At 72.2% G+C, this 21654-nt stretch carries 25 protein-coding genes; 4 read left to right on the top strand and 21 right to left on the bottom strand.

Annotated features, from left to right (window positions below; genetic code table 11):
• Positions 1–21: 21 nt before the first annotated feature.
• Positions 22–1662, bottom strand: a complete 1641-nt coding sequence (locus ACIQUR_RS08120) for a multicopper oxidase family protein (RefSeq protein ID WP_403660179.1) — start codon at positions 1660–1662, stop codon at positions 22–24.
• Positions 1663–1722: 60 nt separating this feature from the next.
• Complete coding sequence (locus ACIQUR_RS08125) at positions 1723–2280, bottom strand: hypothetical protein (RefSeq protein WP_403660182.1); 558 nt, start codon at positions 2278–2280, stop codon at positions 1723–1725.
• Between the two features lie 72 nt (positions 2281–2352).
• On the opposite strand from ACIQUR_RS08125, the gene ACIQUR_RS08130 reads away from it, so the two are divergent.
• Together ACIQUR_RS08130 and ACIQUR_RS08135 are read left to right on the top strand one after the other, a co-directional pair.
• Positions 2353–3039, top strand: a complete 687-nt coding sequence (locus ACIQUR_RS08130; RefSeq protein WP_403660184.1) for a DUF998 domain-containing protein — start codon at positions 2353–2355, stop codon at positions 3037–3039.
• Positions 3040–3142: 103 nt separating this feature from the next.
• The gene (locus ACIQUR_RS08135; RefSeq protein WP_403660187.1) at positions 3143–4324 is read left to right on the top strand and encodes an alpha/beta fold hydrolase; all 1182 of its coding nucleotides are present in this window, start codon (positions 3143–3145) and stop codon (positions 4322–4324) included.
• Between the two features lie 18 nt (positions 4325–4342).
• Here the strand turns inward: ACIQUR_RS08135 and ACIQUR_RS08140 are convergent, their stop codons facing one another.
• Genes ACIQUR_RS08140 through ACIQUR_RS08150 form a run of 3 tightly spaced genes read right to left on the bottom strand, consistent with a single transcriptional unit; the run spans position 4343 to position 6164 of the window.
• Entirely contained in the window at positions 4343–5059 is a 717-nt protein-coding gene (locus tag ACIQUR_RS08140; protein WP_403660190.1) for a DUF305 domain-containing protein, read from the bottom strand.
• Positions 5060–5079: 20 nt separating this feature from the next.
• Positions 5080–5727, bottom strand: a complete 648-nt coding sequence (locus ACIQUR_RS08145; protein ID WP_403660193.1) for a DUF3105 domain-containing protein — start codon at positions 5725–5727, stop codon at positions 5080–5082.
• 56 nt (positions 5728–5783) lie between these two features.
• The gene (locus ACIQUR_RS08150; RefSeq protein WP_403660196.1) at positions 5784–6164 is read right to left on the bottom strand and encodes a hypothetical protein; all 381 of its coding nucleotides are present in this window, start codon (positions 6162–6164) and stop codon (positions 5784–5786) included.
• A gap of 162 nt (positions 6165–6326) precedes the next feature.
• Between ACIQUR_RS08150 and ACIQUR_RS08155 the strand changes: the two genes are divergently transcribed.
• On the top strand, positions 6327–7688 hold the full coding sequence (locus tag ACIQUR_RS08155) for a glutamine synthetase family protein (RefSeq protein ID WP_403660199.1): 1362 nt from the start codon (positions 6327–6329) through the stop codon (positions 7686–7688).
• Between the two features lie 75 nt (positions 7689–7763).
• On the opposite strand, the gene xerC is transcribed toward ACIQUR_RS08155, so the two are convergent.
• The 5 genes from xerC to ACIQUR_RS08180 all read right to left on the bottom strand — a co-directional run bounded on the left by xerC (position 7764) and on the right by ACIQUR_RS08180 (position 12804).
• Entirely contained in the window at positions 7764–9029 is a 1266-nt protein-coding gene (gene xerC / locus ACIQUR_RS08160; RefSeq protein ID WP_403660202.1) for a tyrosine recombinase XerC, read from the bottom strand.
• A 65-nt stretch (positions 9030–9094) separates the two neighbouring features.
• Complete coding sequence (locus ACIQUR_RS08165; RefSeq protein WP_403660205.1) at positions 9095–9331, bottom strand: helix-turn-helix transcriptional regulator; 237 nt, start codon at positions 9329–9331, stop codon at positions 9095–9097.
• 516 nt (positions 9332–9847) lie between these two features.
• Positions 9848–11323: an ATP-binding protein gene (locus ACIQUR_RS08170; RefSeq protein ID WP_403660208.1), complete on the bottom strand. Its 1476-nt coding sequence runs from the start codon at positions 11321–11323 to the stop codon at positions 9848–9850.
• Positions 11324–12157: a bifunctional DNA primase/polymerase gene (locus ACIQUR_RS08175; protein WP_403660211.1), complete on the bottom strand. Its 834-nt coding sequence runs from the start codon at positions 12155–12157 to the stop codon at positions 11324–11326. It lies immediately after the preceding gene.
• Positions 12154–12804 (bottom strand): DNA cytosine methyltransferase, encoded by a 651-nt coding sequence (locus ACIQUR_RS08180; RefSeq protein WP_403660214.1) that lies wholly within the window; start codon positions 12802–12804, stop codon positions 12154–12156. The genes ACIQUR_RS08175 and ACIQUR_RS08180 overlap by 4 nt, the downstream gene beginning before the upstream one ends.
• Positions 12805–12909: 105 nt before the next feature.
• Between ACIQUR_RS08180 and ACIQUR_RS08185 the strand changes: the two genes are divergently transcribed.
• Positions 12910–13878, top strand: coding sequence for an HNH endonuclease (locus tag ACIQUR_RS08185; protein WP_403660217.1), 969 nt, complete (start codon positions 12910–12912; stop codon positions 13876–13878).
• A gap of 447 nt (positions 13879–14325) precedes the next feature.
• Here ACIQUR_RS08185 and ACIQUR_RS08190 read toward each other — a convergent pair whose 3' ends face one another.
• From ACIQUR_RS08190 to ACIQUR_RS08240, 11 genes are all read right to left on the bottom strand, one after another.
• Positions 14326–15009 carry an SAM-dependent methyltransferase gene (locus ACIQUR_RS08190; protein WP_403660220.1) on the bottom strand — a complete coding sequence of 228 codons (684 nt, stop codon included), beginning with the start codon at positions 15007–15009 and terminating at the stop codon, positions 14326–14328.
• Positions 15010–15096: 87 nt separating this feature from the next.
• The gene (locus ACIQUR_RS08195) at positions 15097–15561 is read right to left on the bottom strand and encodes a hypothetical protein (RefSeq protein ID WP_403660223.1); all 465 of its coding nucleotides are present in this window, start codon (positions 15559–15561) and stop codon (positions 15097–15099) included.
• A 12-nt stretch (positions 15562–15573) separates the two neighbouring features.
• Complete coding sequence (locus tag ACIQUR_RS08200) at positions 15574–16026, bottom strand: hypothetical protein (RefSeq protein WP_403660226.1); 453 nt, start codon at positions 16024–16026, stop codon at positions 15574–15576.
• 8 nt (positions 16027–16034) lie between these two features.
• Positions 16035–16229 (bottom strand): hypothetical protein, encoded by a 195-nt coding sequence (locus tag ACIQUR_RS08205; RefSeq protein WP_403660229.1) that lies wholly within the window; start codon positions 16227–16229, stop codon positions 16035–16037.
• An 18-nt stretch (positions 16230–16247) separates the two neighbouring features.
• Positions 16248–16499, bottom strand: a complete 252-nt coding sequence (locus tag ACIQUR_RS08210) for a hypothetical protein (protein WP_403660232.1) — start codon at positions 16497–16499, stop codon at positions 16248–16250.
• 141 nt (positions 16500–16640) lie between these two features.
• A complete protein-coding gene (locus ACIQUR_RS08215) occupies positions 16641–18854 on the bottom strand; it encodes a cell division protein FtsK (protein WP_403660235.1) in 2214 nt (737 codons plus the stop codon).
• A gap of 159 nt (positions 18855–19013) precedes the next feature.
• Positions 19014–19286, bottom strand: a complete 273-nt coding sequence (locus ACIQUR_RS08220; protein ID WP_403660238.1) for a hypothetical protein — start codon at positions 19284–19286, stop codon at positions 19014–19016.
• A gap of 24 nt (positions 19287–19310) precedes the next feature.
• On the bottom strand, positions 19311–19694 hold the full coding sequence (locus ACIQUR_RS08225; RefSeq protein WP_403660241.1) for an RRQRL motif-containing zinc-binding protein: 384 nt from the start codon (positions 19692–19694) through the stop codon (positions 19311–19313).
• The gene (locus ACIQUR_RS08230) at positions 19694–20344 is read right to left on the bottom strand and encodes a GGDEF domain-containing protein (RefSeq protein ID WP_403660244.1); all 651 of its coding nucleotides are present in this window, start codon (positions 20342–20344) and stop codon (positions 19694–19696) included. The genes ACIQUR_RS08225 and ACIQUR_RS08230 overlap by 1 nt, the downstream gene beginning before the upstream one ends.
• Positions 20341–21357: a DUF2637 domain-containing protein gene (locus ACIQUR_RS08235; protein ID WP_403660247.1), complete on the bottom strand. Its 1017-nt coding sequence runs from the start codon at positions 21355–21357 to the stop codon at positions 20341–20343. Before ACIQUR_RS08235 ends, ACIQUR_RS08230 begins: the two co-directional genes overlap by 4 nt.
• A complete protein-coding gene (locus ACIQUR_RS08240; RefSeq protein WP_403660250.1) occupies positions 21354–21647 on the bottom strand; it encodes a hypothetical protein in 294 nt (97 codons plus the stop codon). Before ACIQUR_RS08240 ends, ACIQUR_RS08235 begins: the two co-directional genes overlap by 4 nt.
• Between the last annotated feature and the right edge of the window lie 7 nt (positions 21648–21654).

Here is a 21654-nt window from a genome sequence, read left to right on the forward strand (position 1 = left end):
GCCGGCGGGTGTTCCCTCAGGTCAGCGGCGGTAGCCGAGGACCGTCATCATGCCCGCCTCCGCGTGGTAGACGTTGTGGCAGTGGATCATCCACAAGCCGGGGTTGTCCGCCTCGAAGTCCGCGACCAGCGTGCCGTTCGGCAGGATCAGCGCCGTGTCCTTGCGCGCCCCGCCCCGGACGCCGCCGAGCGCGAAGGTGTGCCCGTGCAGGTGCAGCGGGTGCCACATGGACGTGGAGTTGGCGAAGACCAGCCGGACGCGCTCGCCGGCCTCGACCGGGTGCCGCTGGTCGGGGGTGTACGGCCTGCCGTCGAAGGCCCAGTCGTACGCCGCCATGCCGCCCGTGAGCCGGATCTTGACCGTACGGTCCGGGGCGCGCTCGGCGAGGGCCGCCGAGGGTGCGGCCCGGAGGTCCTTGCCGGCCACGAGGCGGCGGGTCAGCTCGGCCGGTCGGGTGCCCGGTGCGGGGGTGGCGCCGCTGCCGGTGCGCAGCACCGCCAGGGCCGCGCCGCCCTTGCCCTCCGCCACCGCCGTCAGCGGGAACACCCCGTCCCCGGCGGTCACGAGGACGTCGTACCGCTCGCCCATCCCGATGAGCAGGGCGTCCGCCGGGGCGTGGGTGACGGGGAAGCCGTCGGTGTGCGTGACGGTCAGCTCGTGGCCGCCCAGAGCCACCCGGAAGGCGGTGTCGCCGCCCGCGTTGACGATGCGGAGGCGGATGCGGTCGCCGGGGCGGGCGCGGAAGGTCTGCGGGTCCTCCGCGACCCGGCCGTTGACCAGGTAGTGGGGGTACGCGACGTCGCCCGCGTCGCCCATCAGGGCGTCGCTGCGGGCGCCCATGAGGACGCGGGACGGGCCGGTGGGGGCGGGGGACGGGGTGCGGGCGGGGGTGGCGCCCGGACCTGCCGGGCCGTGGCCGGCGTGGCCGCCCGTACCGCCCGTACCGCCCGAGCCGTGGCCCGGCATGCCCTTGGACAGTTCTGCGAGGACGGCGTCCGGGGTGGAGCCGTCGACCCCGTCCAGCCAGTCGTCGAGGACGACGACCCACTCCGCGTCGTACCGCAGCGGCTCCTTCGGGTCCTCGACGACCAGCGGTGCGTACAGACCCCGGTCCTGCTGGACGCCGGAGTGCGGGTGGAACCAGTAGGTGCCCGGGTGGGAGAGCTTGAACCGGTACGGGAAGGACCGGCCCGGCCCGATGTCCCGCTGGGTCAGGCCGGGCACGCCGTCCATGTCGTTGCGGAGGGCGAGCCCGTGCCAGTGGAGGGAGGTGGCCTCCGGGAGGTGGTTGGCGAGGGTGAGTGCCAGGGTGTCGCCCGCGGTGGCCCGTACCTCCTGGCCGGGCAGCCGGTCGCCGTACGACCAGGAGGACACGGTGCGGCCGCCGCCGAGGTCGAGGGTGCCGGGGGTGGCCGTGAGCCGCACCTCGCGGACCCGGCCGCTGTCGGGGCGGGCGGCCTCGGCGGCCCTGACCTCGGGGCCGTCCGGGGCGACGTAGCCGGCGGGGGTGGCGGCGGTGCCGGGGGTCGAGCCCGGCATGGCGTGGCCGCCGTGGCCGTTCTCGCCGGAGCCGGTGGAGCACGCGGACAGGACGGTGCCGGCGGCGAGGGCCGCGCCGGTGCCGAGCAGGGCGCGTCGGGTGAGGGAAGTGGGCGTGCGCATGGGTGTGCACCTCGTGGAGGGTGGCGGGTGTGGGGTGGACGCGTCTGGTGCCGGTCCGTCCTATACCCGCAGGACCACCGTCCGGGAGGGCGGCGCCCTGCCCGCCGCCCACCGTCGGCCGGTCCGGCCGGGGTGCGGGGCAGGGCGGGCGCGCCGGGCGAGCGGATGCCCGCCGGCCAGCGCCACCAGGACCAGTGCCCCGAGTACGGCCAGGCACACGGCCATCGGATCGAGCCCGCCGGTGCCACCACCGGTGTGCGCGGTGCCGGTGGGATCGGTGCCGGCGTGTGCGGCGTTCGTGTGCGTGGCGTGCGTGGCGTGCGTGGCGTGCGTGGCGTTCGCGTGCGGCGCCTCGGCGGCGGTGGGTGCCGCGGCGACCCCGTGCCCTTCGTGGCCGGGCCTCGCGGCCCCGGCGGGTGCGGTGGGGGGTTGCTCGTACTGCCCGTGCCGGCCGTGCATTCCGCGCCCGGCATGATCGGGATGCGCGGCACCGGGAGCCGTGGGGGCGTCGGCGGCGGCACGGGCCGGGGCCGGGTGGCCGAGCGTGTGCATGGTGACCAGCCCCAGCAGCAGCCCCGCGAGCAGCAGCGCGCGGGTGAGGGCGGGGCGGACGGTCATGCGGCGCAGCTTACCCCCGGAGGGTATGCGTGACGTAAGGGTGCGGCGTCGGCTCTTAGGATTGCTCCCACTATGTCCACAATCGGTACGCGGCCCGTCGCCGCCCTCCTCGGTCTCGGCGCTGCGGCCTACACCGCCTGGGTCCTCGAAGTCGTCCTCTCCACCGGCCTCGACCCCGTCCAGACCTACGTCAGCGAACTCGCCGCCCAGGACCAGCCCATGGGAGGCCTCTTCCGCGCCACCGACTTCACCGCCGGCCTGCTCGTCCTGGCCGGGGCGCTCCTCGCCCTGCTGCGTACCGTCCGCCACCCCGAGTCCCGCCGCCCCTGGGCCCTGGCCGGCTGGGCCGGCCTCACCCTGTTCGGCGCCGCCACGGCCGCCGACGCCTGGCTCCCCCTCAGCTGCGCGCCCACCGTCGACCCCGAGTGCGCGGCCCGCGAGACCGCCGGCCTGGTGCCGGCCACCCACCAGGCCCACGCCGTCAGCAGCAGCCTCGCCATGACGGGTGCCCTGGCCGGGATCATCTGCCTGACCGTCGCCGCGCGCCGCTACCGGTGGTGGTCGCCCGTGGCCCGTACCGGTCCGGTCCTCGTCGTACTCGAACTCCTCGCCACGGTCTGGACCCTGGGCGCCGTCGCCGCCTTCACCGCCGGGCGCGGGACCTGGTCCCTCGGGGCCGGACAGCGCCTCCAGGTGCTGCTCGTGGCCGTCTGGCTCGCCACCCTGGCCTGGGCGGTCGCCAAGGAGCGCCGGACGTGACGGGCGGCGGGGGAGACGGCTTCGTGACGGGTGTTGTGGGAGACGGCTCGGTGCCGCGTGCTGGAGGGACGGCTTGGTGACGGGTGGCGGGGGAGACGGCTCGGTGACCGGGGCCGGAAGGGACGGCTTCGTGCGGGTGGACGGGGTGCCGGTGCACGTACGGGTCGAGGGCTCGGGGCCGGTGGCGGTGCTCAGCGCCGGGCTGGGCCTCGGCTGGTACGACTGGGACCCCGTCGTGCCCTTCCTGGCCCCGCACCGGACCGTGGTCCGCTTCGACCGTCCCGGGCACGGACTGAGCGGCCCCGCGGCCGCGCCGCCCACGGCCGCGGGGGAGGCCCGCCGGATCGCCGCGGTCCTGGACGCCCTGGGCCTCTCCGACCGGGGACCGGTCACGGTGGCCGGGCACTCCGCCGCCGGGTTCCACGCCGAGGCCTTCGCCCGCCTGCACCCCGGCCGCACCGCCGCCCTGCTGCTGGTCGACGGCAGCGTCGCCGGGGCGGCCGCCGCACCTCTGCCGGCCCTGCGCACCGCCGCCGCCCGGGCCCTGGGCGCCCTCGCCACCGCAGCGGGCCTGCCGGCGGCCCTCGGCCCGGCGGCCCGGCGCGCGATGCTGCGACTGGGCACGGTGGGCCCGTACGACGGCGCCGCGGAACGGGCCACGGGTGCGGGTGGCCGGTACGGCGACGCCCCGCCCCGGTACGACGGCACCGCGGCCGCGTCCGACGTCGCCCTGGCTTCGTACGAGGGCACCGCGGCGGCGCCCGCCGGCGCCGGGACCTCCTTCGGCGGCACAGCGGCCGCGTCCCACGGCACCGCGGCCCCGTACGGCAGCGCCCGGACCTCCTCCGGCGGCAGCGCGGCCCCGCACGACGTCGCCCCGGCACCGCTCGGCGTCGCCCCGGCCGCATCCGACGTCGCTCCGGCCCCGTACGGCGCCCCCGCCCCGTACCGCGGCGCCGCCGATGCCCGCCTCGTGCGCCGCTGCTACCGCACCGGCCGGGTCTGGCGCGGGATGCTGCTGGAGAACGCCCGGTACCCCGCCATGGCGGCCGAGGTCCTCGCGCTGCGCGCCGCCCGCCCGCTCCCGGCCGGCCTCCCGGTCACCGTCCTCGCCGGGTACGACGGCTCCGCCCGCGACCCCGCGCTGTGCTGGCTGGCCGCGCAGGCGGCCCTGGCCGACGCCCTCGGCGCCCGCTTCGAGGTCGCCGAGCCCGCGGGACACCTGGTCATGCGCGACCGCCCGCGCCAGGTGGCGCGGGCGGTCGTGGCGGCCGTGGAGGCGTAGGCCTGTTCCTCGGGGGACTCAGGGGCGCGGCGCCGCGCCCCTCTCCCGGAGCATGTCCGCCATCAGCGTCAGCTCGGACTGCTGGGCCTCGACCATCCCCTGGGCGAGGTCGCGTTCCACACCCGGCTCGCAGAGTTCCACGCAGCCCTGGGCCATGGCGACGCCGCCCTTGTGGTGGTCGGTCATGAGCTGCAGGAAGAGGATCTCGGCCTGCTTGCCCCCGGCCTTGCGCAGCTGCTCCAGTTCGGCCGGCGTGGCCATGCCCGGCATCAGCGCGCCCTCCTTGGCGGCGACACCGCCGTGGCCGCCGTGCCCACCGGACCCGGCATCGTGCCCACCGTGCCCGCCGGCGGCCTCCCCGTGCCCGGCGTGACCGCCCTCGCCGTCCTCGCCGCCCTTACCGTCCTCGCCGCCCTCGGCCATCCAGGCCATCGGCTCGGCGGCCGGGTACACCTTCGGCAGCCCCCACAGGTCGAGCCAGCCGAGCATCATGCCGCGCTGGTTGGCCTGGGTGTTGGCGATGTCGTACGCGAGGCGGCGCACCGCCTCGTCCTGCGTGCGGTCACGGACGATGAAGGACATCTCCACCGCCTGCTGGTGGTGCACCGACATGTCCCGCGCGAACCCCGCGTCCGCCGAGGTGACGGCCGGGACGCGGTCCTCCCCGGACCCGTCGCCCGCGGTCGCCACGGTCGCCGCGCCCGCGAAGAGCAGGGCCCCGACGACCGCCGTCACGGCGGCCCACCGCGCCCGGTTCACTGGGCGGCCATTCCGCCCGTGCACGCGGCACCCGGCTCGGGCGTCTGCGGGCCCTGGACGTACTTGGCGAGGAACTGGTCCACCCGCGCGTCGTCCGCCCCGTCCACCGACACCTGCTTGCCCCAGGCGCTCAGCATGATCGCGCCCGCCTGGCCGTCGACCGGGCTCATCAGCGTGTACGGGGTCTTCTTGACCTTCTTGGCGAGCTTCTCGACGTCGCCTTTGGCGGCCTTGGTGTTGTACGTGATCCAGACGGCCCCGTGCTCCAGCGAGTGGACGGCGTTCACGTCGGGGATCGCGGTCGTGTAGACGTCGCCGTTGCAGTTCATCCAGACCGGGTTGTGGTCGCCGCCGACCGGGGGCTTCATCGGGTACGACACGGCCTTGGTGACGTGGTTGCGGCCCAGCTTCTTCACGTCCCAGCTCTGCTCGGCCGAGACCGGCTTCTTGACGAGGTCCTCCTTGGCCTGGACCTGGTCCGCCTTCTTGTTGAGGACGTACGCGCCGAAGCCGCCGAGGCCGCCGAGGACGAGGACGGAGACGGTGATCGCGATGATCTTGTTGCGGCGGTCGCGGGCCTGCTCGGCGCGCCGCATCTCGGCTATGCGCGCCTGGCGGGAGGTGTTGGAGGTCTTGCTGCCCATGGCTGGTCCTTCTCGTATGTGGGGGTTGGCGGGATGAGCGGGAGAAACGGTCCGCCTCAGGTCCGCAGCACTTGAAGGACGTGGAGGTCGGGGGCGCGCGCCAACGGCTCCGGGGGCGGCCGCCGGCCGGCCGGGAGGTCGGGCCCGGGGGGCGGCGGCACCACCGCGGGGAGCGCGGCGGCGGGCGGGGGCGCGGTCAGGACACCCGGCGTCAGGTGCGAGAAGGGCGAGCAGCCCGGCAGGTCGTACGGGCAGACGTACGCGGCGCGGTGCACCTCGGCGGCGTGGCGCGCGGCGGCGGCGCCGGGGTCCCGTACCGGGCCGGACGACCCCGTACCCGTACACAGGAAGAGAGCCGCCAGCAGGGTGCCCAGGGCGCACAGCAGGGCGACGTGGCGCCTGGTGCGCCCGTGTCGGATGTGCTGCCCGCCCCCCATGGCCGCCGATGGTAGTGGGCAGGACGGCGCCGCGGTCAGTGCGGGGTGTCACAGGGACCGGGGGGCCCGTAATGTGGCCGAAACCACGGCTGGCGATACTGGGGCGGCCCCCCGATGCCCGGCTGGTGGTGCACAGGCCCTCTGAACTGCGAGGATGAAGGCATGGACAAGCAGCAGGAATTCGTCCTCCGGACGCTCGAGGAGCGCGACATCCGCTTCGTGCGCCTGTGGTTCACCGACGTGCTCGGCTTCCTGAAGTCGGTCGCCGTGGCGCCCGCCGAGCTGGAGCAGGCCTTCGACGAGGGCATCGGCTTCGACGGCTCCGCGATCGAGGGCTTCGCCCGTGTCTACGAGTCGGACATGATCGCCAAGCCGGACCCGGGGACCTTCCAGATACTGCCGTGGCGCGCGGAGGCACCGGGCACCGCCCGGATGTTCTGCGACATCCTGATGCCCGACGGGTCCCCGTCCTTCGCCGACCCGCGCTTCGTCCTGAAGCGGATCCTGGCCAAGACCTCCGACCTGGGCTTCACCTTCTACACCCACCCCGAGATCGAGTTCTTCCTGCTGAAGGACAAGCCGCTGGACGGCTCCCGTCCGGTGCCGGCGGACAACTCCGGCTACTTCGACCACACCCCGCAGAACGTGGGGATGGACTTCCGCCGCCAGGCCATCACGATGCTGGAGTCCATGGGCATCTCGGTGGAGTTCAGCCACCACGAGGGCGCCCCGGGCCAGCAGGAGATCGACCTCCGCTACGCCGACGCCCTGTCCACGGCGGACAACATCATGACCTTCCGCCTGGTCATGAAGCAGGTGGCCCTGGAGCAGGGCGTCCAGGCCACCTTCATGCCGAAGCCGTTCTCGGAGTACCCCGGCTCGGGCATGCACACCCACCTCTCCCTCTTCGAGGGCGACCGCAACGCCTTCTACGAGTCCGGCGCCGAGTACCAGCTCTCCAAGGTGGGCCGCTCCTTCATCGCGGGCCTCCTCCGGCACGCGGGCGAGACCTCGGCGGTCACGAACCAGTGGGTCAACTCGTACAAGCGCATCTGGGGCGGCTCCTCGCGCAGCGCCGGCGCGGGCGGCGAGGCCCCCTCGTACATCTGCTGGGGCCACAACAACCGCTCGGCCCTGATCCGCGTCCCGATGTACAAGCCGGGCAAGATGGGCTCCTCCCGCATCGAGGTCCGCTCGATCGACTCGGGCGCCAACCCGTACCTCACGTACGCCGTCCTGCTGGCGGCCGGCCTGAAGGGCATCGAGGAGGGCTACGAACTCCCGGCCGGCGCCGACGACGACGTCTGGGCCCTCTCCGACTCGGAACGCCGCGCGATGGGCATCGAACCCCTCCCCCAGAACCTGGGCGAGGCCATCGCCCTGATGGAGCGCAGCGAACTGGTCGCCGAAACCCTCGGCGAGCACGTCTTCGACTTCTTCCTCCGCAACAAGAAGCAGGAGTGGGAGGAATACCGCTCGGAGGTCACCGCCTTCGAACTCCGCAAGAACCTCCCGGTGCTGTAGCCGCAGGTCAGCGGCGGTTCTCGACGCGCACGTCACTCCGGGCCGGTGGTCATCGACCACCGGCCCGGAGCCGTCTCACCCCTCCTGGGCCGTCTGTGGGCCGTCAGCCGTCGCGCCGGCGGCCCGGTAGACCTCATCCAGCGCCCGCAGCGTGCGCTCGTGGCTGCTCGGCATCAGGTGCGTATAGACCCGGAGCGTGAACCCTGGATCGCCGTGCCCGAGGTACGTGCTCAGCGCCTTGATGTTCTCGCCGGCGTCCAGCAGCACGGACGCGTAGAAGTGCCGCAGCGCGTGCATCCCGTGCTCGCGCGCGGCCTGGTGACGCTCGCCCTTCCGCGGCTCCGGAATGACACCGGCCTGGACGAGAGCGGCCTTCCACACCCGCGTGTTGAAGTCGGTCCGCCGCACCGCGCCCCCGCCCGGGAGTGAGAACAGCAGTCGTCTGGTGACCAGCGGCCCATCGGGCTTCAACCACGGCAGCGTCACGTCCACGGGCGGGAACTCCTCCCGGTGCTCCCGTAGAGCCTGCGCGACATGGCGGGGGAGCGGGACGTCGCGCTCCTTCCCCCGCTTGGGCGGGCCGAAGACCAGCCGCCCGTTCGCTACCTTCACTTGGTTCGCCACCCGGAGCCACTCGCCCCGGAAGTCGTCCGGATCGTCCGGCAGACCGAAGATCTCGCCCTGCCGGAGCCCGAGGCCGCCGCCGACGTCAGCCATCGCCTGGTACCGCTTGGGCAGCGCTGCCCGCACGGCGAGGAGCCGTTGGGGCGTCCACGGCCTGACCCTGGGAGCCACCAGGGCGGGCGCCCGGACCGTACGGGCCTTGCACGGGTTCCTCGCCAGCAGCTCGTCATCGACGGCGGCCGCGAGCACGGCCGACACGCTCGCGAAGATGACCCGGCGGTACGAGGACGCCGGCAAGACCTGCTCCAGCTCGCTGAGCCAGTCGCGGATGTGCTCCGGACGGAACGAGTCCATCGGTCGCGTCCCGAGGTACGGGAACGCGTGCTTGCGGATCTGCACTTCGACGGACGTTCTCGTGGTCGCGTCCGTCGTCTGCGACGCGAGCCACTTCTCCCCGTACTCCTTGAACGTGATCCGGCCGGCGGCGGGGTCGATGTACTGCCCCCGCGACATGTCTGCCTCGATGTTGGACAGCCACTTCTCGGCAAGGCGCTTCTGCTTGTCGCGGAAGCTCTTGGACTTCTCCGTGCCGTCGGGCCCGATGAACCGCGCGCGGTACCGCATGCCGGTGCCATGGCGCTCGGATTTGATCCGGTGGGGCTTGCCGTTGGGGCCGATCTCCGTCTTGTACCAGCGGTCCTGGATGTGGCCTGCCACTCTGGGCCTTTCTGGGAAGCAGGAGGGCGGACCCGAGTGGGCCCGCCCCTGGGCAATGGGTGGTGTCAGGCGGCCTGGCTGAGGTCCGTCCGCTTCTGTTCGGCGATCCACGCGGAGACGTCAGCGGGGTCGTAGCGCAGGTGCTTGCCGACGCGGAATCCGGGCGGCCCGGTGCGCTTCTTGCGCCACTGGTAGACGGTCTCCACGGGCACGCCGAAGAGTTCGGCGATGTCGTCGGGGGTGAGGTAGCGGTCGGGGAGTCCGCCGCGCAGGGTTGCGCGGAGGTCGCTTTGGGCGAGCATTGCTCCTCCGGTGGTTGCGACTTGGCGGGAGTGCTGTGCCCCTGCCGACGTGCTGCGGGGCTGGGTTCTGGGCTTCTCGGAGGTCCGTGCGTGTCCGAGGTCCGGATTTCTGCGTCACTAAGTCACCGGCGTCATTTGTGGGCCTGGCCTGCGGCTTTCGGTGACAAGGGGTGCGGATGTGTGTCACCGGCTTGTGTCACCCGGGTCGCCGAGGACGTCGGCGGGTGACGCGAGTGACGCACGATGACACAGCCGTGGGCCGATGCGTCACCCGCGAGAGCGCAGGTCACAGGCCATTTCAGGGCCGTCGTGACACTGGTGACGCAGCATTCCTTCTCTTAGGAAAAGAGAAGGGGGGGTGTCTGTTGTGGTGCGCGGTCTTCAAGAGCGAAGAAGGAGCCGCTGCGCGGCGCGTCCTTCGGTCGGCGGCGCGGCCGCCGAAGAGCAAGAGGAGCACGCCTCCCCGGGGGCGGGGTGCTCCTCTTGCTTGTGCCCGGACCGTGGCGGCGGCGCCGGTCAGAACATCGGGTCCGGCTGGTCGGGCGCCGGGGCGGCAGGTCGCGCCATCTCGATGTAGCGGGCGGCGCGGGTGCGGCCCCAGTCCACCAGGACGCCGCGGGCGGCGAGGGTTGGCTGAAGGCGCTTGAGGCGGTCGGAGAGGACCTTGCCGGTGGTGGGCCACCCCTTGGGCAGGGGCCGGCAGTCCTCACCGCTGTAGAGCTGGGTGAGGGTGTGCAGCCACTCCGTGGACGTCATCCGCACATCCATGCCCGGGTCGATGCCGGCGGCGTGCTTGAGGACGGTCTGGGCGAGCAGGTCGCCTTCGATGACGTCGTCGTTGAGGTCGTCGAGGTTGGCCCGGTAGGCGGTCAGCGCGGCCAGGCCCGTGGCCGCGTCGAGCTGCGCGCACAGGTGGGCGAAGTCGGCCATGCGCAGGTCGGTGGGGATGTCGGCCCGGGTGGCGCGCACCTTGACGGTGAGGTCGAGCAGCGAGCCGAGGATGACGGGCAGGATCTGCCCGTACTCGGCCCACAGCTCCGCTTCCGTCCTGCGAACCTTGGGCCGCTCCAGGCGCAGGGGGAGGAGTCGTTCGGCGAGGTCGGGGCGGATGACGCCCACGTCGATGCCGGTCAGGAGCAGGGGGCGGCGGTAGCGGGAGCGGACGACGTCGCCGTCGGTGAACAGGGCGCGCTTGATGGTCTCGGCGCCGGTGACGATGCAGCACATCAGGTCGGAGAGGTCCGGCGGCAGGTGGGAGAGGTTGTCCAGCGCGGTGACCCACCCGGCGGCGACCGCGGTGATGAGGTTCTCCTCGTCCCTGGGGGCGCGGCGCAGGTCACCGCTCATGCCCTCGATGACCCGCACCAGCATCCGCCCGCCGGTCGACTTGCCTGCGCCCTGGGGGCCGGTCAGGAACGGCGCCGGCACGGGCACGGACGGCTCCAGGCAGCCGATGAGCCACGCGACGGCCAGGCACTCGCTCTCGGCGTTGGCGAAGTTGCATAGCCGCAGGAGCGCGTCGATGCCCTTGCCGTTGGTGTCCTTCTCGGGAAGGGGAAGTTCGCCGGTGAGCTGGGTGCGGCGCCAGGACACCTCGCGGGGGTCGGGGGTGAGGATGTCCCAGCCGGTGGGGTGGATGCGGACGGACTTGCCGTCGTCGCGGCCCAGGTCCAGCCACGTCGCGCCGTCGAATCCGGGGGCTACTCGGATGTGGGTGGGCTGTACGTTCTGGCTGAGGGCGAGTGCTTCGATCAAGTCCAACGCCTCCTTGAGGGAAGTTCCGTTGAAGACGCCGTGGCCGTCGTTGAAGAGGCCGACCATGAGTTCCTGGCGGTGGCTGCCGGTCGTGCCCTGGGAGCGGATCGGTCGGGCCACGGGGTGGCCGTTGCGCTGCGCGTACACGGTTCCTTCGACGGTGCGGAAGTATCGGAAGTGGGCCCGTGCGTAGTCGGTGATGACCTCGCGGGCCGGAGTCTTGTCGTCGTCGGACATCTACATCCCCAACGTCGTACGGGCGTTGGCCCAGGCGGCCTCGCAGTGCCGCAGGGACTCGCCCTTGCCCTGCGCGGCGGTGAACAGGCGCCTGATGTGTGCCTCGGTGAGGCACCCGCATCGGCCGTGCGCGGACAGCACCGCGAGGAACGTGCGGTACGTGGTGGCATGGACCGCGCTGGTGGCCTCGGTGATGCGCTGCTCCGCCATGGCGATACCCCGCTCCAGATACGTGGGTGAGAGGTGCCGGCACTCCCCGCCGCCGGCGGGCACGGTCACGGCGCAGGGCACCGGCCGGAACATCCTGGGCGCCTTCACCACGAGCGCGCGCACGGCATCCGGCAGCGGCGCCATGGTGCCGGTGCCGGGACCGCACCAGCGGGCGTAGACGCTCGTGGATTTGATGTCGACGGCCTCGCGGACGCCGTTTGCCGATCCCATGGCACCGCGGTAGATCCAGTGCTCACCCCGGGTGGTGGCCACGGTCCTGGTCGGGGGAAGGCTTTCCCGGGCCCAGGCGACTGCGTCGGTGTTGTCGAGGTCCACGACGGTGAGCCCGGCGCCGCCGGGGTGGTAGGCGACCGCGTGAGCCTGCCGCCAGGCTCCCGCCCACGCTGCGGACGTGAGGACGTCCGGGTCGGTCGTGCCCGCGGCCCAACCGTGGCAAGGGGCCGGGCACTGGCAGGGACCGGCGGCCTTCATGTGCGGCCGGTCGCCGCACGCGCTGCGGGCGCAGGCCGGGCAGTTCCTGAGGGGGCGCTTCCCGGCGCGCAGGGGCAGGACCGGCAGGCCGATGGTGGCCAGATCGAGGGCGATGTCGAGCTGGCTGCTCATGCGGCGGTCTCCCGGGTCAGGGCGGTGTACTGCTGGCCGATCCAGTGGCTGTAGGCGGGGGGTACGGCTTGGCGGGCTTCCTTGTTGGTCATCCATGTGCAGCCCATGGCGTTGGCGTAGGCGCGTTCGCCCTTGTGCTCGAAGGCCAGCAGCTGTTTGTGGTGCCAGCAGGGCGGAAGGAGGTCCCCGCCGCCGCCCCAGGACGTCTCGAAGACCCGGTGGCGCCGCACGCGCAGGCCGAACTGCGTCCCGCACAGCACGTAGTCGGGCCGCAGGGGCGCCTCCGGGACGTTCTCGATGACCCAGGGCACTCCCGCCTGGTCCAGGAGCTGGCGACCGGGGGTGAGGAGGTCGGGGTGCTCGTCCCGGTCGCCGCGCCAGGCGGTGACGCGGGCGAAGCGCTGGCAGGGCCACGAGGCGTGGACCAAGTCGTAGCGGTGAATCTCGCCGCTGTCGATCAGGTGGGCGAGGTAGGTGAGGGCGTCGGCCTGGTGGAAGGCGAAGGGGAAGTTGGGCTGCGGGGCGATGTCGACGCCGACGACGTCGAACCCGGCCCGCTGGTATCCGGACGCGAGGCCGCCTGCGCCGCAGCAGAGATCCAGAAGGCGGGGCCTTCGGCCTCGCCGGATGTGGGTGGGTTGGGTCATGCTGGATGCCTCCAGTTCAGTGGAAGGGACTGGCCGGGGCAGCCGCGTTTCTTTGGCGAGAGGGCGGCTGTCCCGGGTTGCTCAGCAGATGGTTCGGGGGGCGTTGTGACGACGGCGTGGCTGGTGCTGGCTGTGGGAGAGGACCGGCAGCACGGAGGGAACGACGGTTATGACGACGACCCGTCCCGGCACTACAGCTGGGACGACACCGTTCCCAACCACGCAAACTTGAAGGCGGGCGACGTGATTGCCCTGTGGGACAAGAAACAGCTGCTGGGCCTTGGGGTGATCTCCGGGATCGAGACCGGCTCGACGGTCAAGACGCTCTACTCGTGCCCGCACTGCGGCAAGGCCGATTTCAAGAGGCGCAAGAAGCTCAAGCCCGCCTGCCGGTGCAACAAGTGCGGTGCTCTCTTCGAGGTGCCGGCCAGCCGGTCCAAGCAGGTCACCACCTACCGGTCTCAGCACGGCGAAACCTGGATGGACGGCCGAGGCCTGCTGACCGGTGCCCAGTTGCGGGCCCTGTGTGACTCGCCCGACTCCCAGCTGAGCATGCGCTCGGCCCGCTGGGAGGCACTGCGTGATGCGCTCCTCGCACTCGCCCCCGTCGAGGCCGCCGACTTGGCCCCGGCGGAAGAGCCTGCCGCGGGCGGGGGAGACAGCGAGCCGTCGGGATCCCGGCGGCGCATCGCAGGTGGGCACCGCACGGCGACCGTCCGTACTCGGGTGGGCCAAGCCCCTTTTCGCAAGCAGCTGCTCAAGGACCACGGCCAGGTATGCGCTTTCACCGGGCCGACGCCCGCGGCAGCACTCCAGGCAGCGCACCTGTACAGCTATGCCGATGAGAGCGAGCACCATGACTGGGGCGGACTGCTGCTGAGGAACGACATTCACAGCCTCTTCGACCGCGGCCAGATCACCGTCAAACCGGATACCGGGCTCATCGATGTTGCTGACGAACTGGCCAGCTACCCGATGTATGCAGCGTTGCAGGACAAGCGGCCAGTGGCCCAGCTCAGGCCGGAGCACGAGGTTTGGCTCGCCGCACATTGGCGCGCCCACCGAGGCGCCTGACAGCCCGTCCCGGTCAGACGTGGGACGGCCTGCACGAAGGTCGCGGCCATCTGGTTGATGGGTTAGCGCTCGTGGACTTGATGGCGACGGCGTTGCGGACGCCGTTCGCCGAAGCCTTGGCGCCCTGGCAGATCCGATGCTCGCCGCGGGGGGTGGCCACGACCTTCGTCGCCGGAAGGCCCTCCTAGGCTCAGGCGACGGCTCGGCGCTATCGAGATCCACAGAACCGTCAGCCCGGCGCCGCCGGGGTGGTAGGCGACGGCGTGGGCCTGCCGACAGGCCCCTGCCCACGAGGGCGAGGTGAGGACATCCGGGTCGGCGTGACGGCGGCCCAGTCGTGCCACGGCGCCGGGCAGTTCTCAAACCGCGGCTTGACCTGCCGCAGCGGAAGTACCCGCAGGCCGGCACCTGCGAGCCGGAGCGCGGTGTTCAGGTGCCCGGTGGCGGTCAGGCGGCCACCGCCCCTGCGCTGAGGTGTGCGAGGGCCTGGCGGCCGATCCACTGTGCGTAGGCCGGGGGGATGCATTCGCGGATGCCGTCGCGGTTCATCCACGGCACGTCCATGACGCGGCGGGCGTGGGGGACGCCGGAGAAGTTGCCGACGAACTGCCCGTACCAGCCGTCGGGGACTGGGCGGCCCATCTTGGCCTGCGGCGCGGTGTGGGCCGGGTGCGGGGGTGGGGTGAGGGTGAAGCCGCCGCCGGTCTCGAAGTACCGGTGCCGGTACGTCGCCAGGCCGAACATCGCCCCGCACAGCATCACCGGCTCGCGGAGCTTGTGGGCGGCGCCCCGGACGTTCTCCATCACCCACGGCCGCCCCGTCGAGTTGAGGGCGTCGCGGGTGGGGGCGATCAGGTCGGGGTGGGTGTTGCCCTGGATGCGCTGGCAGTCGGTGTCGTGCTGGCACGGCGGCGAGGTGTGGATGAAGGCGAAGCCTGGTCCGTAGGTGCGGATGAAGTCGATGGCGTCGCCCTGGTGGAAGGCGAGGGGGTAGCGGGGCTGGGCGTCCTTGTCGACGCCGGTCACGGCGAACCCGGCGCGGTGGTAGCCCATGCCGGCGCCGCCCTGGCAGCAGTACGCATCCAGCAGGCGCGGAGTGCGCTCTCGCCGGATGGGGACAGCTTCGGTCATGCTTGAGGTCTCCTGTCTGTCTTCGGACGGCAGGGAGGGCCGCGGCGGCGGGCGACCTTGGTGGGGAGTCCCGCCGCCGCGGCGTTGCTACTGCTGGTGGATCCAGGTGGCGTACTGCTGGCGGATGTACTGGCGCGGGTCGCTGTTGGCGGGCGCGGCGTCCAGCTCGATCAGTCGCTGTGCGGCGCGGACGGCCAAGTCGGCGGCGTCGTTGGGGGTGCCGTCCGTCTCGTCGTTCAGGGCGATCCGGTCCAGCAACGCGGCCTTGCGGAGCCAGAACTCCCGGTCGTGCTGCTCGTAGAGCGGGCGGTCGGCGGCGGTCCGGGCGGTCCAGCCGATCTCGCTGATGATGCTGGGGGCGAGCGCGTACGCCTCCTCGGGAGTGAGCTGCTGCTCGGGCTCGGCGCGGTGGTTCGCGGTCAGGTAGAGGCGGGCACGCCGGCCGTCGCGGGTGGCGTACTGACGCACGTGGCCGGTGGTGAAGGCTGTGGCCAGGGCAGCGCTGACGCGGTCGCTGTCCGTGGGTTCGCAGATGATGCGGATCTCGAACACTGCTCCTCCTGGCTAGTGGTGGAAGTGGTTGCGCTTGATCACGGCCCGCCGGATGTGGACCGTCGTCCCGGCCGGCGCGCGGCTGCCGTAGCCGGGGCGCAGAGCCGCGACGACGATGAGTCCGCCGAAGAGGACCGCGGCGAGAATGACGAGCTGCTGGACCAGCGCCGCGAGGGCGGTGAGGAACGTGGTGAGCAGGAGCAGGCCGCCGCAGACGGCGAGGAAGCCGATGCCGCCGACGGCGACGTTCACCGCGAGCGGACTGATGGCCGGGCGGGCGCGGTAGGGCTCCGGAGTCTTGGTGGGGGTGAGGGCGTAGCCAGTGATGAGACGGCCGTCGGGGAGCTGGACGGTCTGCACCTCGGGCAGCGTCGCGGGCGGGTTGACGTGGTGCTGCGGTACCAACGGCGCCGCGGGCGGCGGGAGCGGCACCGTGTGGTGGACGACCGGCTTGTTCTCGTGCACCGGGGCTCCTAGTTGGCGAGGTCGGTGAGGGCTTCGGCGGTGGACTTCACGACGTTGGTGATGGGCTCGTACGCGCCGGTGCCGGCGGCGAAGAAGCCGAAGAGGAACAGCACGACCGCGGCGCCGGCGCCAGCGGCCTTGGTGCGGATGGCGACATACGATCCGGCGCCGAAGAGCAGAACGGCCGAGATGGTGAAGATCATTGGTGTGCCTTCCGTGGGTTAGCGGGTGCCGGCGCGGTGGATGCGCGCGGCGCGGTTGTAGAGCCAGCGGCCGAGGCGGATGCGTTTGCCGTGGCCGTCGCATCGGCGGCAGTGCTTGCCGCGCTTGGGGCGGCCCTTGCGGTCGGTGGTGAGGGCGAAGCCGAAGCCTCGGCACTTGCGGCAGGCCCCGAACGGCGAGACCGCACACAGACCGCTGTAGCAGAGAGTGACGGCAAGCAGGCATGCGATAGCGAGCAGGGCAGGGGTCATGAAGGGCCCTCCCAGGCAGGTTTCCAGGGTTTTCGCAGGTGGACTGCTATGCGCTAGCGACCAGATCAGATGCGGTTTGGGGTGCTAGCGGGGGTGCTACCGGTAGCAGGTCGTCCTGCTACCGGTAGCACCAGTTCGGGACTATGCGGCGCCCGGCTTATCGCTACGCTCCGCAACCACCTTGGTGAGGTCGGCGCGGGCGATGCCGCGGCGGGTGGTGCGCTGTCCCTCGTCTGTGGTGCCGGCGACGTCGACGGTTTTGATGCCGTGGGGCTTGAGGGCGCTGGTGACGTTCTCGCCCTTCCACCCGTCGTAGACCTCGGGCCGCAGGTCGGCGAGGCGGGCGGCGATCCGCTCGTTCCACACCCGCTTCTCGGCGGCGGGGACGACGGCGAGGATGTCGGCGAGCAAGTCGTACGACGGCCCGGTGACGGCCTCGGGTGCCTCGCCGAGGGCGTGACCGGTCAGGAGTCCGGCCTTCTGGCGGACGGTGCGGGCGCGGGCGGCGATGGCTTCGGCGCCGGGGGCGTCGATGTAGGTGGAGGCGACGATCCGGGCGTCGGCGCCTTCACCCATGAAGTAGTGGATGCCCTTGTCTCCCCAGGCGAACATCGTGGCCCGGATGCCGCGCTTGTAGGAGGAGGTGCCCAGGACCATGTCGTTCTCGGTCTGTCCCATGACCTTCAGGCACCAGCGGGCCGAGGCGTTCGCCGAAATGCCCGTGGGCAAGGACTTCGCGTCCGGCCGCTGCGTGGCCAGCAGCAGCACGATCCCGGTGGCCGGGCCGCGCTTGACCAGGTCGGTGGCGATCTCCTCGAACTCCTTGCCGTGCTCGGGGTGCTCGAACAACACCTGACACTCATCCACCCCGACCACGATCGGGTGCAGCCCCAACGACCGCTTGTCGGCAAGTGAGCTGGTCACCTTGTTCTCGGGGCAGATATCCCGCGGCAAGGAGCGGATTACCTTCACCCGCCGCCGCAGCTCCTCCCGCAGGCTGCGGAAGTCGGCGAGGGTGTAGGCGATCGACTCGTCGTCGTCACCGGCGGCGTGGCGGTGGGAGACGGCGTTGCCGACCGGGTCGAGGTCGCCGGTGCCCTTCATGTCGTAGGTGTGCAGCTCCGCCCGCGGATCCAGAGCAGCGATCAGCAGGAGCAGGCGGAGCAGGAACGTCTTACCCATGCGCGGGATCGCACCGATCACCCCGGCGATGAACATGAGCGTGACTTCCACCCAGCGTCCGCGCTGGTCGGTGCCGTACGCGACGGGCTTGAACAGGTCCACGGACCCGGCGGTGAGCAGGGGCCACTTGGGCTTCTTGGCCTTGGTCATGTCCTGGTCCCCGACCCACAGGACGAGGTGGCCGGTGTGCTCGTCGGGGACGGCCTCGGGCCACACGCACCCCAGCGGCCGGCGCAGGCCGGAGGCGAGCTTGTCGCGGCGCTCGATCACGTCGGTGACGGTCACGCCGTAGGGGAGGTCTCCCTCGGCTCGCCAGCCGGGCCCGTCGCGGGTGATCGGGGCGGTGAAGGTGAACCCATCGCGGCCCTTGGCCTGCGCCTGCGAGATCGGGGCGATGCCCAGGGCTCCGAGGGCGCGCAGGACGATGTCGGAGGTGAGCTTGGGTGCCTTGGTCATCTCCACAGCCCTGTGGACCACCGGGGCGTCGGCCTGCTCGCCGGCCGCGCCAAGGGCCAGTAGCAGCGCGCTGAGGGAGACGGCCTGGAGCCACCCAGGGGCCAGGACGTAGAGGGCGAGGGCAGCGCCCAACCCGATCAGGCTGGCGAGGGTGGCGACCAGGGTCCGCAGGCGCACGCGGCCGTCGCGCTGGCGGGAGAGCTTGAGGTACTCGCCGACGTCCTCGCGCCGGACCGCGGCCAGTCGGACCGGCTCGCCCTCCCGGTCGGCCACCCACCGCAGCGTCCCGCCCACGAATCGGGCGGCCCCACGCGGCGCCTGGAACACGAGACGCCCGGCATAGACCGGGGTTCGGAGAGCGTGGTACCCGGTCAGGTGGGCGTAGTGACCGGCCACCCACCCGGCCGCGGTCTTCAACTCGGCCGTCGACTTGAGCCACGCGGGCACGATCGCCCGCCGCTTGGCCCCGGCCAGTCGCCCGAGGTAGCCGGGCCCGGCCACGTCCGGGCCGTCGACCAACCGGCGGGCCGACGGGTCGCCCGACTCGTCGGCGGTGCCGATGCCCGACGGGTCGGGTCCGGGGCGGGTGGCGGAGTCGGGCGACTCGGCGCGGGCTGTGCGGGCCTTGTCGAGGTCGACCACGTCGGCGCCGAAGTCGGCGGCCATGTCGGCTTCGAGTCGGGAGAAGAGTTCGTTCTCGTCGTCGGGGTGCTTCACTGAAGGGTCCTTCCGAAGTGAAGGGAAAGGCGGGCCCGGCCGGCGCTGTGAGAGGTGAGCGGCCGGGCCCGTGACGTCGATGGTCAGGCAGCCAGGGGGCCGTAACTATCACCAAGTGGTGATAGCTCTGGCCATGGCGTGACGATGTGCCGAGCGCCCCTACAGGTCGGTGAGGGCCGTCGTGGGGATCTCGTAGATGTCGGTGACGAAGTCGACCCCCTCGTAGAGGTCGGACCCGTGGTGGACGTAGGCGACGTGCAGGGCGGTGCCCTGGCGGTCGGTGGTCTCGTAGACGTTCACGGTCGCGGCGTTGCGGCGGCCGCGCCGGATGCACGAGCGGGCGGTGTCGGTCGATAGACGCTCCGGCCTCCAGTGGGCGGTGCGGGTCTCTCCGGTCCGGTGCATCAGGCTGTAGAGGGTGACGGGACGCATGTTCAGGTTCCTTGAGTCGGGGTTTCAGGCAGCGTGCTGGTCGTCGGGGTAGGCGCAGGACACGCACATGCCGAGCGAGGCGGGGATGACGTATCCGGCGTCGGTCCGGCACTGCGGGCAGGTGCGGCGGGCGAGCATCGCCAGGGCGAGGGCGCCCCACTTGCGGGAGGTCATCGGGCGGACGGGCTTGGCACGGTCGATCCGGTAGAGGTAGGCCACCAGCGGCTCGCGCCGGAAGCGGGGTCGCATCAGCTGCGCGGCAACGGGCTGGCCGCCTGGTCGCAACCCCTGCGCGCGGAGCTGACGGCGGGAGGCCAGGCCCGCGGGGGCGCAGCGCCATGGGTAAGTCGGTATCCCGTGAACCGCCCCGGTCGGGTCGAAGCACTTGGCGAAGGTGAGGGGGCCCATCAGGCGGCCACCCCGGTCGCGGTCGTATCGGTGCGGGCGCCTCGGCGGCCGGAGCGACGGCCGGCCATGGAGGCGAACAGCCGCCCGAGGCCTGCTCGCTTGATGCCGGCGCGAGCCTGCTTCGCCGCATACATCGCTTCGTCCGCTCGCCCGAGGAGCTGGGAGAGGTCCTCGCCGCGGAAGTCCGCCGCCCGCACCCAGCCGAGCGAGACCGTCGTACGGACCTGCGGGTGTGCGGGGTCGGCAGGGCGGGCGAGGACGGCATGGAGTGCGGCGAGGAGGTCCTCGGCGGTGCCGTGCGGGTCGAGGACGACGGCGGCGAACTCATCGCCCCCGAGGCGTCCGGCGACCCCGTCGGGGCCGACGTAGTGGGCGAGACGGTCCGCGGTCGCCCTCAGCAGGGCATCGCCAGCGGCGTGGCCGTGCCGGTCGTTGATCTGCTTGAAGCCGTCCACATCCGCCAGGAGGACGACCGCCCGCTCGTCACGCAGCAGGGCGGCCGCACGGTGGGTGAATGCGTCGCGGGTCCGCAGGCCCGTGAGCGGGTCGCGGCGGGCGGCGTGCAGGCGGCGCCGGAGCCACAGCACGTGGCCGGACCAGCCAGCCGCGAGAGGTAAGGCCGTGCCGAGAGTGGTGAACAAGGTGTTCATGCTGCGACCTCCTCAGCCACCTCGGCGGCGGTTTCGTCGGTGTCGGATCCGATCGGCCTGAGGGCTCGGTCCGTGGCGAGGTCGGCGAGGAGCTGGTCTCGCAGGGCGCGCGAGTTAGCGGCCGAGCAGCGCAGGTGCGTGCGGAGCGCCTCGGCGTTGATCGCGGCATCGGGCCAGGCCGCCGTGACCTCGCGGGCTTCAGCCAGCAGCTCCTCAGCAGTGCGTGGCGCCTTCTTGGTCTTGGAGCGCTTCCGCGGCGCCTTGTGCTCCTTCGTCGGTACCTCCGGTCGTTGTGGCGGTTCCGGCGGAAGGGGAGGTTCGGGCGCCTCCTGGGAGCCTTCGGGGGCGAGTTCACCGAGCCGGAGCAGGACACGCTCCCGGCGTGGGGTCTTTGCCCGCCACCGCCGCCCGTAGGTTTCGCGCAGGTCGGCGCGGGCGAGCTGGCGCTCCTTCTCACGTGCCAGGGCATCGGCATAGGAGGTGATCTCCCATAGGGTCATCCGGCGCCACAGGGAGAAGGTCGAGGGAAAGGCGAGCAGCCAGCGGGAGGCCCGAATCTTGTCCATCCGCCGGCCGGTCACGGCGCCGATGCGGACGGCGTAGATATGGGCGCCGATCTCGGAGAAGACCACCCACAGCAGCGGCATCGTGCCGTGCGCGACCTTCGCCCACGCACCCTGCCCGGCGGCGATGTTCAGCCCGCAGGTGATCAGGGTGAGCAGCCAGGGGACGAAGCGGACCCACGCAAGGGCCATGTCCATCCGGATCAGCAGCAGGTTGGCCACGGTGAACACCGGGATCGCGGTGTCGATGCCGACCGGCAGCATCCACGGCTCACCGAATCCCCACCGCGCGGCCGCGGCCGAGACCGCGTCGAACGAGGAGATCAGACCCAGCGCCCCGACACCGGCGGCAGCCAGCGCACCGGTACCGGCGAGGCCCATCTCCGGGCGGGTCAGCGGCGGCACTGCCGGCCGCTCCTGGACCGCGGTCCCGTACGGCTCGGCGGTCATGCCGCCCCCTTGAAGGTGCCGCGGCGGCGGGCCGCCGGGTGCCGGCCGATGGGGACGACGTTGAACAGCTCCGGAGCGTAGGCCTCGATCACCCCAGCGGCGACCCGGCTGACGACGTCCGGCAGATCGGGGTTCTCGGCGAGGATGTCGCGGGCCGCGTCCAGCCGGGCCGCGCGCTCCTCCTCGCTCTCGCCCTCCACCCCGAGCCACAGCTCAACCGGGGTACCCAGGGCCAGTTCCACGAAGTCGTTCGCGCTGACGGCCTCGTGGCCGCCGATGAACGTACGCATAGGTGCA

It is taken from the genome of Streptomyces sp. NPDC101132, from assembly GCF_044759225.1.
Lineage (GTDB): Bacteria > Actinomycetota > Actinomycetes > Streptomycetales > Streptomycetaceae > Streptomyces.